Origin of the sequence: Massilia atriviolacea (assembly GCF_003953935.1) — a bacterium.
In the GTDB taxonomy this organism is placed as follows: domain Bacteria; phylum Pseudomonadota; class Gammaproteobacteria; order Burkholderiales; family Burkholderiaceae_D; genus Telluria_A; species Telluria_A atriviolacea.
Genome location: NZ_RXLQ01000011.1, coordinates 19,672 through 33,218 on the forward strand (window position 1 = coordinate 19,672; position 13,547 = coordinate 33,218).

The window sequence follows — 13,547 nt, forward strand, 5'->3', positions numbered from 1 at the left end:
GCGTTATGCGGCGTCGCAGCATTTCCCAAGCCTTGCATTTAATGCACCTGAAGCGTGCATTTACGCGGCATTGACGCCCTATTGCAGGGCAAAAACAGACTGTCTCATTCTTACCACATTTCACTTTGTCATGGATTTGACATACGTGGAAGCTATAATTACGTCCGATTAAGAGCATCCCTAGTTAATCGACACTCATCTGTGCAACCTTTTGGAGATTTATATGCAATGCAAACTGATGGCCGCTGTCCTGGCCGCTGCGATTCCTCTGTGCGCTTCCGCTCAATCGAGCGTCACGATCTACGGCGTGGCTGACGCGGCGCTGGCGAAAGAAGACACGGGCGCTCCAGGCGGGAGCCGTACGGTCGTCAACTCGGGCAACCAGTCGACCAGCCGTGTAGGTTTCCGTGGCGTTGAAGATCTGGGCAATGGCCTGAGCGCTGTGTTCAATCTGGAAGCTGGCGTTGCACTCGACACCGGCATGGGCGATTCGAGCCTGTTCGGCCGCCGCTCGGTGGTCGGCCTGAAAGGTGGCTTCGGCTCCCTGCTGGTCGGTCGCGAATACACCCCGATCGCCGACGTCGCTAACGCAAGCGATATCAACGGCCAGGGCTTCTACGGCACCAACCTGAATTCCTTCGGCGCAAACCGTCTGACCCGTCGCATCAGCAACTCGGTCAACTACAAATCGAACTCGATGGGCGGCGTCATCGTCAGCGCCGGCTACGGCCTGGGCGAAACCCTGACCGGTCCTTCGCTGGATCTGATGGGCCTGGCTGTTGAATACAAAGCCAACAACATCTACCTCGGTGCCGGCTACCACCAGATCGAGCGTCTGGCTTCGGGCGACGACAAGGAAATGATCTTCGGCGCAGGCTTCACCGCTGGCGCGATCGAAGTGCGCGGTAACTACATGGTTGCCAACCCAACCGGTAACAACAACAAGTACGAGCAGGCCAACGCCGGCGTATCGTACACCTTCGGTTCGAACAAGATCTACGGTAACTTCCAGCAAAGCAAACTGGAAGGCGGCGCCAAGGGTAACGGTTACTCGGTCGCTTACTCGTACGCCCTGTCGAAGCGCACCAATGTGTACACCTCGTACGCAACGATCCGCAACAACAACAAAGCAACCTTCGGTATCTTCTCCGCTGGCGCAACCGTTGTTCCACCAGCAGGCGCAGTCGGTTCCGACCCAAGCGCTTTCTCGGTCGGCGTTCGTCACTCGTTCTAAATTCACTGACGCTCACCGCGTCTAGCTGAACCGAAAAACCCCGCAAGTTGCCTGGCAGCTTGCGGGGTTTTTTTATGCCCGATTGCACGTTTGTGCGCATTCCTGTATATTTGTGCGCATTCCTTCCTGTCCGATGCTCCAATGTCCACCGATCCCCTTCTCTTGCAGGAACGCCACGCCCTGATCCTGCAACGCCTGCAAAGCGACGGCCGCGTGCTGGCGCCCGACCTGGCCCAATGGCTGCAGGTGTCGGAAGACACCATCCGGCGCGACCTGCGCGACCTGGCCGCCGCCGGCCTGTGCCAGAAAGTGTATGGCGGCGCCCTGCGCATGGCGCTGCCCGCCGCCCCGGGCGGCACCCCGGCCCAGCGCCGCAGTACCCAGACCGACCGCAAATCGCGCCTGGCGGCCGCCGCCGTGCCCTGCGTGGCGCCCGGCAGCGTGGTCTTCATCGACGCCGGCTCGACCAACCTGGCGATCGCGCAGGCGCTGGGCGAACAGCGCCTGACCGTCATCACCAACGCCCCGGCGATTGCCGCCGCCCTGATCGACAAGCCCGCGATCGAGCTGATCGTCATTGGCGGGCGTATCCATGCAGAGACGGGCGCCAGCATCGGCGGCACCGCCCTGCGCGAACTGGAGCTGATCAGCCCCGACCTGTACATCCTGGGCGCCTGCGGCGTCGATGCCCAGGCCGGCGTGAGCGCCATCCATTTCGAGGAAGCCGAATTCAAGCGCCGCGTCGCCGCCCTCAGCAAGGCGGTGCTGGTCGCCACCACCAGCGACAAGGTCGGCACCGCCGCCCCCTACGCAGTGCTGGCCGCCGCCAGCATCGCCGACCTGGTGGCCGAGCACGATATCGACGCGCGCCAGCTCGACGCCTTCGCCGCGCGCGGCGTGCGCGTGCACCGCGCCGCCAGGCCCTGACCCTCCCCACCGTTTTTCGAAAGACAGCATGCCAGATACCGGACCGCAACAACGCCTTTCCACCCGCCTCGCCTTTCTTGCCGCCGGCCTCGCCATGTCGGTCTGGGCCCCGCTGGTGCCGCTGGCCAAGCTGCGCCTCGGCATGAGCGAAGGCGAGCTCGGCTTGCTGCTGCTGTGCCTGGGCGCGGGCTCGATGCTGGCGATGCCGTCCACCAGCTTCATGACCGCGCGTTTCGGCGTGCGCCCGGTGGTGCTGTGCTCGGGGGCGCTGGTGTGCCTGTTCCTGCCCTGCCTGGCGGTCGCGCCGACGCCCGTCCTGCTCGGCTGCGCCCTGTTCGGCTTCGGCGCGTCCATCGGCACCCTGGACGTGGCGATGAACATCCAGGCGGTGCAAGTGGAAAAGACCAGCGGCGGCGCCCTGATGTCCGGCTTTCACGGCCTGTTCAGCGTGGGCGGCTTCCTGGGCGCGGGCAGCATGGCGCTGCTGTTGTGGCTGGGATTGAGCGCGCTGGCCGCCAGCACGGTGCTGGCGATCGCGGTCGGCGCGGTGCTGGCCGGCGCCTCCTCGGGCCTGTTGCGCGAGCCCGATGCGCAGGTGCGCGATGCGCCGCTGTTCGTGCTGCCGCACGGCGCCGTGATCCTGATCGGCGGCCTGTGCTTCCTGTGTTTCCTGGCCGAAGGCGCGATCCTCGACTGGAGCGCCCTGCTGCTGACCGAGGGACGCGCAGCGACGGGCAGTGCCGGCCAGGGCGGGCTCGGCTACGCAGCGTTTGCGATTGCCATGACTCTCGGCCGCCTGACGGGCGACAGGGTGGTCGGCAAACTGGGTGGGCAGAAGGTGTTGTTGCTGGGCGGCCTGTGCGCGGCCGCGGGCTTTTTCTGCACCGTGCTGGCCGGCTCCGTGCCCGCCATGCTGTCCGGCTTCGTGCTGATCGGCCTGGGCGCCTCGAACATCGTGCCGATCCTGTTTACCGCCGCCGGCAGCCAGCGCGCCATGCCGGCCAGCCTGGCGATCGGGGCCATCACCACGCTCGGCTATGCGGGCATCCTGGCCGGGCCGGCGGCGATCGGCTTCGTGGCGCATGCCTTCAGCCTGCCGCTGGCGTTCGCCGGACTGGGCTGCGCGATGCTGCTGATCGCGGCCAGCGCGAAACTGGGCGCGTCGAGCGCGCCCAAGGCGGGAGCGAGCTGACTTACTTGAGGCGGCAGGTCAGCAGCCAATAATATTCCAGGCGCACGATTTTGATTTCGCGCACGGACGAGGCCAGCTTCTTGCGCAGGGCGCTGTCGGAGGGATAGGTCTTGGGAATCTCGTAGCGCTCGCCATCGGGCGCGATGCGGATCTGGTAGGTATTGCCTTCCATATCGGTGCGCGCCACGGTGTCGCTGCTGCCTTCCACATACACATCGTCCAGCAGGACCAGGAACATATCGTCGCCGACCTTGCTGCGCAAGTGCGCCAGGAAACGCTCCTGCTCTTCGCGCTTGACGTGCGACCACCAGAAACCGATGAACAGCGCCGTGTAGCTGCCGATATCGTCCGGCAGGTTCCAGGCGTCCGCCACCCTGAATTCCACCTTGTCGGCCGGCAGCGCGCGCAGCTTGCCGAGCGCGATCATTTCCGGATTGATATCGGTGGCGACCACCTTGTCGGCCGTGCCGGCGATGACGGCGGTCCAGTAGCCGGTACCGCAGGCCAGCTCCAGCACGGTATGCCCGCGCAGGGTCTCGGCCACGTGGCCGCGCATGGCGGCCAGGTCGTCCTTGCGTTCCGGCCGGTCGTAGATGCGGTCGTGGTTGGAGGCGCTCTTGGCGTAAAACTGTGCAGATTGTTCGGTGATCATGTTTTTCTTGAAGTAATGGACGTGTCAGGCTGTTACAGCTCGTAGGTTTCTTTGGTGCCGCTCATGGCCGACTCGACCAGCTTGCGGTTGAGGGTCGGCGCCAGCAATTCGATGAAGGTATAGATATAGCTGCGCAGATAGGCGCCCTGCTTGACTGCCACGCGCGAAATGTTCATGCCGAACAGATGCCCCACCGGAATCGCGCGCAGGTTCTTGTCGCGCTCGGCGTCGAAGGCCATGCCCGCTATGATACCAATACCCATGCCAAGTTCCACATAGGTTTTGATGACATCGGCGTCGATGGCTTCGAGCAGCACGTCCGGTTTCAGCCCGCGCAGGCCGAAGGCGTGGTCGATCTTGCTGCGCCCGGCGAAGGCGCCGTCGTAGGTAATCAGCGGATAACCGGCGATCTCTTCCAGCGAGACGGCCTTGGATTTGAGCAAGGGATGGTCGGGCACCACCACCACCACATGCTCCCATTGATAACATGGCAAGGTGATCAGGCCGTCGATGCCGGCAATCGATTCGGTGGCGATGGCCAGGTCGGCCTGGTCGCGCTGGACCATTTCGGCGATCTGGCGCGGGTTGCCTTGCAACAGGGAGAGGCGTACCTTGGGGTACTTCAGCATGAAGGCCTGCACCACTTTCGGCAGGGTGTAGCGCGCCTGGGTGTGCGTGGTGGCAATGGTGAAGCTGCCGCTGTCCTGGGCTGCGTATTCCTTGCCGATACGCTTGAGGCTATCGATTTCCTGCATGATCAGCTCGACCGACTCCAGCACCAGCCGGCCCGGTTCGGTCAAGCCACGGATGCGCTTGCCGTGGCGTGTAAAGATGTCCACGCCGAGCTCTTCTTCCAGCTCGATGATGGCTTTCGACACCCCGGGCTGGGATGTAAACAGGGCCTTGGCCGCATCGGTCAGGTTGTAGTTCTGCCGCACGGCTTCGCGCACGAAGCGTAATTGATGGAGGTTCATTGCTTTTTTGATCTCGCAGGCCGGAAAGATACTCAAAATAAATATCTACCAGCATTTTATAAGAATGCTTATGCCGGATACGCATATAAGCAAATAAATTCTTAGTCCTTTGGAATAAAGGCCGAGTTTATTACTATTGAGGCTAGTTTGGGGACAGTCTGATGGCTATGACCCCGAAGAAGCCCGACCGGCACACACATATTCAGGATGACACATGTACCGTTACGACCAATACGACCATCTCATCGTCAGGGAGCGCATCGCCCAATACCGCAGCCAGGTGGAGCGCCGCATCAACGATGAGCTGACCGAAGCCGAATTCCTGCCGCTGCGCCTGCAAAACGGCCTGTACATGCAGCGCCACGCCTACATGCTGCGCATCGCCGTCCCGTACGGCCTGCTGTCCTCGAGCCAGATGCGCATGTTCGGCCACATCGCCCGCAAGTACGACCGCGGCTACGGCCACTTCACCACGCGCCAGAACATCCAGTTCAACTGGATCGAGCTCGAACAGACGCCCGACATCCTGCTCGATCTGGCCTCGGTCGAGATGCACGCCATCCAGACCTCGGGCAACTGCATCCGCAACATCACCTCCGACGAATACGCCGGCGTGGCGGCGGACGAAATCATCGACCCGCGCCCGTACGCCGAAGTGCTGCGCCAGTGGAGCACCTTCCACCCCGAATTTGCCGCCCTGCCGCGCAAGTTCAAGGTGGCGATCAACGGCGCCGTCGAAGACCGCGCGGCGATCGCCGTGCACGACATCGGCCTGACCGTGGTGCGCAACGGGGACGGCGAGATCGGCTTCAAGGTCATGGTCGGCGGCGGCATGGGCCGCACCCCGATCCTGGGCAGCGTGGTGCGCGACTTCCTGCCGTGGCGTCACATGCTGACCTACATCGAAGCGGTCATGCGCGTGTATAACAGCTACGGCCGGCGCGACAACAAGTACAAGGCGCGCATCAAGATCCTGCTCAAGGCCATGGGCGCCGAGGAATTCACGCGCCAGGTCGAGGAAGAATGGCTGGACCTGAAAGACAGCGCATCGACCCTGACCGAGGACGAGATGGCGCGCGTGGCGGCCTACTTCGCGCCGCCGGCCTACGAGACGCTGCCGGACATCGATGCGCGCGCCGAACACGCCGACAACAAAGCCTTCGGCAACTGGCTGACCCGGAACGTCAAGCCGCACAAGGTGCCCGGCTACGCCATCGTGCTGCTGTCGCTGAAAAAGACCGGGGTGCCGCCGGGCGACGCCACCGCCACGCAGATCGACTTCGTGGCCGACCTGGCCGACCGCTACAGCTTCGGCGAACTGCGCGTGACGCACGAGCAGAACCTGGTGCTGGCGGACGTGAAGCAGTCGGCCCTGTTCGCGCTGTGGCAGGAAGCCAAGGCGCACGGCCTGGCGACGCCGAACATCGGCCTGCTGACCGACATCATCTGCTGCCCCGGCGGCGACTTCTGCTCGCTGGCCAACGCCAAGTCGATCCCGATCGCCGCCGCGATCGCGGAACGCTTCGACGACATCGACTACCAGCACGACATCGGCGAGATCGAACTGAATATCTCGGGCTGCATCAACGCCTGCGGCCACCACCACGTCGGCTCGATCGGCGTGCTCGGTGTCGACAAGGATGGCAGCGAGTGGTACCAGGTCTCGATCGGCGGCGCGCAGGGCAACAACGCGGCCATCGGCAAGATCATCGGCCCGTCGTTCTCGGCGCTGCAAATGCCGGAAGTGATCGACCGCCTGCTGCAGGTGTACGTGCGCGAACGCCACGAAGACGAACGCTTCGTCGACACCGCCCAGCGCCTCGGTGTCGCCCCGTTCAAGGAACATGTGTATGCCACGCCGATCAAGGCGGGCGAACTGGTTGGAGAAGACCACTATGCTTGAGTCGCACAAAGAAATCATCAAACAGCGCGCGGTCGTCGCCGACGACTGGAGCGTGCTGCGCCTGGCGCAAGCCGATCCTGAGGCCGGCAGCGCCGCCGAAGCGCCGGACGCGGTCGTGGTCCCGGAAGGCAAAGTGATCGTGCCGCTGGCCGTATGGCAGGCGCAGCGCGCAGCGCTATCGGCCCGCGCCGACATCGGCGTCTGGCTGGCGCCCGACGAACGCGCCGAAGCGCTCAAGGGTGAGCTGGACCGATTCGCGGTGGTCGCCATCGACTTCCCCAAGTTCACCGACGGCCGCGGCTACTCGACCGCCTTCAACCTGCGCATGCGCCTCGGCTACACCGGCGAACTGCGCGCCATCGGCGACGTGCTGCGCGACCAGCTGTTCCAGATGCAGCGCTGCGGCTTCGACGCCTTTGCCACGCGCCAGGACCGCAACATCCACGACGCGCTCAAGGGCCTGACCGATTTTTCCGAGGTCTACCAGGCCTCGGTCGACGTCAAGGCGCCGCTGTTCCGCCGCCACGAGCGCGACGTGCGCATCGACAGCAGCGACGCCGGCTACGGCATCTGAGGCCCGCCATGACCGACACCAGCGCCCTCCTCGCCCTCGTCGCCAGCACCCGCGCCACCCTGGAGCGCATCGCCGCCGACTATTCGCCGGCAGTATTCGCCTCCAGCCTGGCCGCCGAAGACATGGTCCTGACCGACTTGATCCTCAAGGCCAATCTGCCGATCGGGATCTTCTCGCTCGAAACCGGCCGCCTGCATCCGGAAACGCTGGCGGTGCTGGACCAGGTCAAGGCCGCCTACGGCTATGACGTCAAGCTGTACAAGCCCCAGCCGGAAGCGGTCGACGCCTACGTGGCGCAGCACGGCCTGAACGCCTTCTACGAGAGCGTGGACATGCGCCGCGAGTGCTGCCGCATCCGCAAGGTCGAACCGCTGGGACGCGCCCTGGCCGGCAACAGGGCCTGGGTGACCGGCCAGCGCCGTTCGCAATCGAGCACGCGCGCGCAGCTCGACATCCAGGAAGACGACGCCGCGCACGGCATGGCCAAGTTCAACCCGCTGGCCGACTGGTCGGAGGCGGACGTGTGGAACTACATCCGCGACAACGGCGTGCCATACAATGCGCTGCACGATCAGGGCTTCCCTTCGATCGGCTGCGCACCCTGCACGCGCGCGGTGGAGCCGGGCGAAGACGTGCGCGCCGGCCGCTGGTGGTGGGAAAATCCGGACTCCAAGGAATGCGGCCTGCATATGGTCGATGGAAAACTGATTCGCATTAAATCCGTGGCCGCATAGAGCTCACCCTCAGCGCCACCATAGAAAAACAAAGGCCCTAGCCACCATGACTACACTGACCGACACCCCGCGCGTACTGACCGACGTCAATGCGCGCCACCTCGATGCGCTGGAATCGGAAGCGATCCACATCCTGCGCGAAGTCGCCGCCGAATGCGCCAACCCCGCCCTGCTGTTCTCGGGCGGCAAAGACTCGGTGGTGCTGCTGCGCCTCGCCGAAAAGGCCTTCCGCCCCGGCAAATTCCCGTTCCCGCTGGTGCACATCGACACCGGCCACAATTTCGAGGAAGTGATCGCCTTCCGCGACGCCCGCGTGGCGGAACTGGGCGAGCGCCTGATCGTCGGTTCGGTCGAAGACTCGATCAAGCGCGGCACCGTGCGCCTGCGTCATCCGCAGACCGACTCGCGCAACGCCGCCCAGGCGGTCACCCTGCTGGAAACGATCGCCGAACACAAATTCGACGCCTGCATCGGCGGCGCGCGGCGCGACGAAGAAAAGGCGCGCGCCAAGGAACGCATCTTCTCCTTCCGCGACGAATTCGGCCAGTGGGACCCGAAGGGCCAGCGCCCGGAATTGTGGGACCTGTACAACACCCGCGTGCACCCGGGCGAAAACATGCGCGTGTTCCCGATTTCGAACTGGACCGAACTCGACGTGTGGCTCTACATCCAGCGCGAAAAACTGGCCCTGCCGCCGATCTACTTCGCGCACGAACGCCAGGTCATCCCGCGCAACGGCCTGCTGGTGCCGCTGACCGACCTGACCCCGGCGCGCGACGGCGAAACCGTCGAAACCCAGGTGGTGCGCTTCCGCACCGTCGGCGACATTTCGTGCACCTGCCCCGTGAGCTCGAGCGCCTCGACGGTCGAAGCGATCATCGCCGAAACCGCCATTACCCAGATCACCGAACGCGGCGCCACCCGGATGGACGACCAGACCTCCGAAGCCTCGATGGAAAAACGCAAGAAAGCAGGATACTTCTGATGAACGCCCGTATCGACAATCATAACGACACCCCGACCGAACGCGGCCTGCTGCGCTTCATCACCGCCGGCTCGGTCGACGACGGCAAGAGCACCCTGATCGGGCGCCTGCTGTTCGACAGCAAAGGCATCTTCGCCGACCAGCTCGACGCCATGTCGCGCTCGAAGCACAAGCGCACCGTGGGCGACGCGGTCGACCTGTCCCTGCTGACCGACGGCCTGGAAGCCGAGCGCGAACAGGGCATCACCATCGACGTGGCCTACCGCTACTTCGCCACGCCCAAGCGCAAGTTCATCATCGCCGACACCCCGGGCCACGAGCAGTACACCCGCAACATGGTCACCGGCGCCTCGACCGCCGACGCGGTGATCATCCTGATCGACGTCTCCAAGGTCAAGCTGCGCGAAGACGGCGGCGCGGACGGCAATGATGTCGAGCTGCTGATCCAGACCAAGCGCCATTCGACCATCGCCCACCTGCTGCAGATCGAGCACGTGGTCGTCGCCGTCAACAAGATGGACCTGGTGAACTACGACCAGGCCGTGTACGACCGCATCGTCAAGGCCTACAAGGAGTTCGCCGCAACCCTGGGCCTGAAAGACATCACGCCGATTCCGCTGTCCGCCCTGACCGGCGACAACGTGGTCGAGTCGAGCGAAAAAATGGGCTGGTACCAGGGTCCGACCCTGATCTCGCTGCTCGAATCGCTGTCGGTCTACGACGAATCGCACGCCGCGCCCTTCCGCTTCCCGGTCCAGCTGGTGGCGCGCCACAACGGCCACGAAGCGAACGACTTCCGCGGCTACATGGGCCGCATCGAAGCGGGCAAGGTCAGCGTGGGCGACAAGCTGGTGGTCCAACCGTCGGGCCAGAGCGCCACCGTCAAGGATATCCTGACCCTGGAAGGCTCGCACCAGTCGGCCGTGGTGGGCCAGTCGATCACCCTGCTGCTGGGCGAATACCTCGACATCTCGCGCGGCGACCTGCTGGCCGGCGCCGGCCAGCCGGCGACCCTGCTCAAGACGCTCAAGGCGGACGTGTGCTGGATGTCGGACGAGCCGCTCGACATGCGCCGCAAGTACTGGATCAAGCATGGCACCAAGCAGACTTCGGCCAAGATCACCGGCGTCGATACCCTGCTCGACATCAATACCCAGCAGCGCCACGCGGCCGACGGCCTGAAGCTGAACGACATCGCGCGCATCGGCCTGACCGTGCAGCAGCCGCTGGCGGCCGACGCTTACGCCGACATCCGCGCAACGGGCGCCTTCATCCTGATCGATGAAGTTACTCACCAGACGGTCGCCGCTGGTATGATCCGGCTGGACGCGTAAAAACAGTCGGCGCCAGCTCAGGAAGCCAGCAAAAGGAACACAGCATGTCAACACTCGGAAAAGTCTATCTGATCGGCGCCGGCCCCGGCGCCCAGGACCTCATCACCCTGCGCGGCGCGCGCCTGCTGGAGCAGGCCGACGTGGTGCTGCACGATGCCCTGGTGACCGACGAGATGTTGGCACTGTGTCCGCAGGCGGTGAGAATCGCGGTCGGCAAACGCTGCGGCCAGCTCTCGACGGCGCAAGCCTTCATCAACAAGCAGCTGGTCGACAGCGCGCATAAATACGCGCTGGTGGTGCGCCTCAAGGGCGGCGACCCGATGCTGTTCGGGCGCGCCGACGAGGAATTGCGCGCGCTGGAAGAAGCCGGCATCGAGGTGGAAGTCGTACCGGGCATTACCACGGCGGTGGCGGCGGCGGCGGCCACCAGGCAGCCGCTGACCAAGCGTGGCGTGGCCCGCAGCGTGGCGTTTTTCACGTCCAGCACCGCGCCCGAACTGGACGGCCAGACCGCCATCCCCGATACCGACACCCTGGTCCAGTACATGGGCGGGCGCGAAGCGATCGTCACGGCCCAGCGCCTGCTGGACCAGGGCCGCAGGCCGGATACCCCGGTGGTGGTGATCGAAAACTGCAGCCGTCCGGAACAGCGCATCCTGCGCCTGACCCTGGCGACGCTGGCGCACGGCCTGGGGCCGGCGCATGGCCCGGTGCTGGTGATGCTGGGAGACGCCATGAAGCTGCGCGACAGGCAGCCGCTCGATACCGCGCAAGGCGGCGTAGGCGTGGATGGAGCGCAGCTAAGCGCTTGAGCGCTGGTCGGGGGGCGCTTGTTGCGGCCCGCCCTGCGGTTCCAGCGCATCGATTTCCCATTGCAGCTTGTCGGCGGCGGCGTAGGTTTTTTCGGCGATGGCCGACAGGCGGTTGAAGGCGCGCTGCAGGCGCGGCGAGCTGCCTGGCCCGCTCAGCGAAACCAGCTGGCTGCGCACGGTGCGGATATCGTCCTTCAATCCCCTCAGTCCTTCACGCAAGGTGGCGTCGGCGTCGAGCGCATCGTCGAGGCCCTGCTCCATGCGCTTGCGCAGCAGTTCGATCTTGTAGCCCATGCCCGCGAGGCGGTCGGCCAGGCGGTCGAGGCGCATGGCGGCGCGCCGTTCGGCCGCCAGTGCGATGAGCGAATTGCGGCCGTGCCGGGCGATCTGGGAGACTTCGCGGAGCAGCAGCTTCAGGAGTGAACTGAGCATGATGGATACCGGACAGAATAGGGATTCGGGAAATTCTGAGCGCAAACGCCAGCCCAGTCAAACCCCGCACACGCCCGTAACTGATCCAGAACAAACCGACCGCAAATTCCCTGACGGCCTTCCCGCCAGCGATCGCCGTCATCCCCGCGCCAGGGCGGCGCTCGCGGGGACGACGGCTCGCAAGACGTACGCAATACGTACGCAACACGTACGCGACTAAAGCTTCAGCGCCTTCGCCACGTCTTCCCAACTCACATACTTGAAGTTCTGCGGCCCGTCCGGCATGCGCTTGTAGCCATCCTGGATCACCAGCATGCCCTGCGCATACGGCCCGCCCAGGTTCTTCGGCGTCACATCCAGTCCATCGGTATCGGCAGTGCCATCGATGCCGTCGGCCAGGTTGAAGCCCACCTTGAAGCGTCCACGCACCTTGTACGGCGCCTGCGCATCGAGCACCACGTAACTGCTGTCGCCCTGGCTCGACACGATCAGGTACGCGCCCGTGGCGCCCTCGTAGATCGCCATGCCTTCCACATCGGCGCGCAGGTCGCGCCCCACGCCGAGCACCATCTTGCGCGCCGACGGCTGGTCGCTGCGGGCCGCCAGGGTCCACACGCCGCGCTTTTCCTCGCCGATGAACAGGCGCTCGTTGCGCTCGTCGGCGACGCAACCCTCCGGCTGGCTGTCCACCTTGAACTCGCGCGCCAGCGTGCCGCTCCACGCCTCGCCGCTGCGGGCGATGCGGAACTGGCGGAACGCCCCGCCCTTGTCGTTGACGATCACTTCCAGCCCACCGCTGCGCGGCTGGAACAGGCAGATGCCGTATACTTCCCGAAGGCCGGTCGCAAAGCGGGCCAGCTCGGCCACCTTGCCGTCGGCGTCGACGCCGAACAGCACCACGCTGTTGTCGTCGCGCTGGCTGGCCACCGCCAGGTCGAGCGGCCTGCCGTCCATGATCACGCCCTGGCGCAGGTCCACATTATTCAGGCGGCCCACGTCCAGGAACTGCTGCTGTCTGCCCTGCAGGTCGTACACCATCAGCCCCTGCTTCTTGTTCGTGCCCAGCACCCGCGAACGGCTCGCGTCGACCGGGTGGACCCAGATCGCCGGATCGTCCGCCACGTCGCCCAGGCGCGCCACCGGCATGGTCTGCGCGCGCGGCTCGACCACCACCGCCGGCGACGCGGCCGGCCCGGCCGGCAGGCGCGCACCGGCCTTGAGCAGGCGGCGCGCCGGCGCGGCCTCGCTGTCGGCCTCATAGGCCCAGGTGCCGACGCCCTCCTCGTTCGCATACAGGGTGTGGCGCGCGTCGTCCACCTTGCACTGGCCGGAATCGAGCGGCATGCTCAACCTGCGCACCAGCTGCGGCGTGGCGCCGTGCATCAGCCATTGCTCCGCCTGGCCGTCCTTGGCCGCGACGAACAGGAAGTCCAGTCCCTGGCGGTCGCGGAACAGGCACAGGCCTTCCAGGCCGAAGGGCTGCTGCGGCAGGGGCGCCAGGCGCGCCAGTTCGCCGCGGCGCACGTCGACGCGGATCGGCAGCGCGTGCTGGGTATCGGCATCGAGCACCACGGCGATGCCGCTGCCTTTGCTGGTGCGCGCATCGAGCTGCCTGGCGCGCATCGGCAGGCGCGCCAGCTCCTTGCCGGCGGCGTCGGTCAGCTGCAAGGCGTGCTTGTCGAGCGACAGCCAGCCGCCGCCACCGAGCGCGATGCGGTCGGCCGCGTGCGCCGTGGTGCCGGCCAGGATGCACAGCACGGCGGCTGCGCGGGTAAGGTGTTTTTGCATGGTCAT

At 65.2% G+C, this 13,547-nt stretch carries 13 protein-coding genes; 9 read left to right on the forward strand and 4 right to left on the reverse strand.

Going from position 1 to position 13,547, the window contains the following annotated elements:
* The first annotated feature begins 223 nt into the window (after window positions 1–223).
* From EJB06_RS20280 to EJB06_RS20290, 3 genes are all read left to right on the forward strand, one after another.
* Window positions 224–1,234 (forward strand): porin, encoded by a 1,011-nt coding sequence (locus EJB06_RS20280; protein WP_126075844.1) that lies wholly within the window; start codon window positions 224–226, stop codon window positions 1,232–1,234.
* A 141-nt stretch (window positions 1,235–1,375) separates the two neighbouring features.
* Window positions 1,376–2,161 carry a DeoR/GlpR family DNA-binding transcription regulator gene (locus tag EJB06_RS20285; RefSeq protein WP_126075845.1) on the forward strand — a complete coding sequence of 262 codons (786 nt, stop codon included), beginning with the start codon at window positions 1,376–1,378 and terminating at the stop codon, window positions 2,159–2,161.
* 28 nt (window positions 2,162–2,189) lie between these two features.
* A complete protein-coding gene (locus tag EJB06_RS20290; RefSeq protein WP_126075846.1) occupies window positions 2,190–3,353 on the forward strand; it encodes an MFS transporter in 1,164 nt (387 codons plus the stop codon).
* 1 nt (window position 3,354) lies between these two features.
* On the opposite strand, the gene EJB06_RS20295 is transcribed toward EJB06_RS20290, so the two are convergent.
* Entirely contained in the window at window positions 3,355–4,005 is a 651-nt protein-coding gene (locus EJB06_RS20295; protein WP_126075847.1) for a class I SAM-dependent methyltransferase, read from the reverse strand.
* A gap of 32 nt (window positions 4,006–4,037) precedes the next feature.
* Window positions 4,038–4,979, reverse strand: a complete 942-nt coding sequence (locus EJB06_RS20300; RefSeq protein WP_126075848.1) for a CysB family HTH-type transcriptional regulator — start codon at window positions 4,977–4,979, stop codon at window positions 4,038–4,040.
* A 214-nt stretch (window positions 4,980–5,193) separates the two neighbouring features.
* On the opposite strand from EJB06_RS20300, the gene EJB06_RS20305 reads away from it, so the two are divergent.
* The 6 genes from EJB06_RS20305 to cobA are packed head-to-tail and all read left to right on the forward strand — an operon-like array spanning window position 5,194 to window position 11,321.
* Window positions 5,194–6,882, forward strand: a complete 1,689-nt coding sequence (locus EJB06_RS20305; RefSeq protein ID WP_126075849.1) for a nitrite/sulfite reductase — start codon at window positions 5,194–5,196, stop codon at window positions 6,880–6,882.
* Window positions 6,875–7,456 carry a DUF934 domain-containing protein gene (locus EJB06_RS20310; RefSeq protein WP_126075850.1) on the forward strand — a complete coding sequence of 194 codons (582 nt, stop codon included), beginning with the start codon at window positions 6,875–6,877 and terminating at the stop codon, window positions 7,454–7,456. Before EJB06_RS20305 ends, EJB06_RS20310 begins: the two co-directional genes overlap by 8 nt.
* Before the next feature lie 8 nt (window positions 7,457–7,464).
* Complete coding sequence (locus tag EJB06_RS20315; protein WP_126075851.1) at window positions 7,465–8,190, forward strand: phosphoadenylyl-sulfate reductase; 726 nt, start codon at window positions 7,465–7,467, stop codon at window positions 8,188–8,190.
* Between the two features lie 46 nt (window positions 8,191–8,236).
* The gene (gene cysD, locus EJB06_RS20320) at window positions 8,237–9,175 is read left to right on the forward strand and encodes a sulfate adenylyltransferase subunit CysD (RefSeq protein ID WP_126075852.1); all 939 of its coding nucleotides are present in this window, start codon (window positions 8,237–8,239) and stop codon (window positions 9,173–9,175) included.
* A complete protein-coding gene (locus tag EJB06_RS20325; RefSeq protein ID WP_126075853.1) occupies window positions 9,175–10,509 on the forward strand; it encodes a sulfate adenylyltransferase subunit 1 in 1,335 nt (444 codons plus the stop codon). Before cysD ends, EJB06_RS20325 begins: the two co-directional genes overlap by 1 nt.
* Before the next feature lie 44 nt (window positions 10,510–10,553).
* Window positions 10,554–11,321 carry a uroporphyrinogen-III C-methyltransferase gene (gene cobA / locus EJB06_RS20330; RefSeq protein ID WP_126075854.1) on the forward strand — a complete coding sequence of 256 codons (768 nt, stop codon included), beginning with the start codon at window positions 10,554–10,556 and terminating at the stop codon, window positions 11,319–11,321.
* Here cobA and EJB06_RS20335 read toward each other — a convergent pair.
* The gene (locus tag EJB06_RS20335; RefSeq protein ID WP_126075855.1) at window positions 11,310–11,753 is read right to left on the reverse strand and encodes a hypothetical protein; all 444 of its coding nucleotides are present in this window, start codon (window positions 11,751–11,753) and stop codon (window positions 11,310–11,312) included. The two genes, cobA and EJB06_RS20335, sit on opposite strands and share 12 nt — an antisense overlap.
* Window positions 11,754–11,969: 216 nt before the next feature.
* Entirely contained in the window at window positions 11,970–13,541 is a 1,572-nt protein-coding gene (locus tag EJB06_RS20340) for a phytase (RefSeq protein WP_229427177.1), read from the reverse strand.
* Window positions 13,542–13,547 lie beyond the last annotated feature (6 nt).

Bases quoted from the DNA above. Each gene is read 5' to 3' on its own strand.
- EJB06_RS20290 (WP_126075846.1), top strand. From the start codon at position 2,190: ATGCCAGATACCGGACCGCAACAACGCCTTTCCACCCGCCTCGCCTTT.
- EJB06_RS20280 (WP_126075844.1), top strand. From the start codon at position 224: ATGCAATGCAAACTGATGGCCGCTGTCCTGGCCGCTGCGATTCCTCTG.
- EJB06_RS20315 (WP_126075851.1), top strand. From the start codon at position 7,465: ATGACCGACACCAGCGCCCTCCTCGCCCTCGTCGCCAGCACCCGCGCC.
- EJB06_RS20340 (WP_229427177.1), bottom strand. From the start codon at position 13,541: ATGCAAAAACACCTTACCCGCGCAGCCGCCGTGCTGTGCATCCTGGCC.
- EJB06_RS20285 (WP_126075845.1), top strand. From the start codon at position 1,376: ATGTCCACCGATCCCCTTCTCTTGCAGGAACGCCACGCCCTGATCCTG.
- EJB06_RS20305 (WP_126075849.1), top strand. From the start codon at position 5,194: ATGTACCGTTACGACCAATACGACCATCTCATCGTCAGGGAGCGCATC.
- EJB06_RS20335 (WP_126075855.1), bottom strand. From the start codon at position 11,753: ATGCTCAGTTCACTCCTGAAGCTGCTGCTCCGCGAAGTCTCCCAGATC.
- cobA (WP_126075854.1), top strand. From the start codon at position 10,554: ATGTCAACACTCGGAAAAGTCTATCTGATCGGCGCCGGCCCCGGCGCC.
- EJB06_RS20310 (WP_126075850.1), top strand. From the start codon at position 6,875: ATGCTTGAGTCGCACAAAGAAATCATCAAACAGCGCGCGGTCGTCGCC.
- EJB06_RS20300 (WP_126075848.1), bottom strand. From the start codon at position 4,979: ATGAACCTCCATCAATTACGCTTCGTGCGCGAAGCCGTGCGGCAGAAC.
- EJB06_RS20295 (WP_126075847.1), bottom strand. From the start codon at position 4,005: ATGATCACCGAACAATCTGCACAGTTTTACGCCAAGAGCGCCTCCAAC.
- cysD (WP_126075852.1), top strand. From the start codon at position 8,237: ATGACTACACTGACCGACACCCCGCGCGTACTGACCGACGTCAATGCG.
- EJB06_RS20325 (WP_126075853.1), top strand. From the start codon at position 9,175: ATGAACGCCCGTATCGACAATCATAACGACACCCCGACCGAACGCGGC.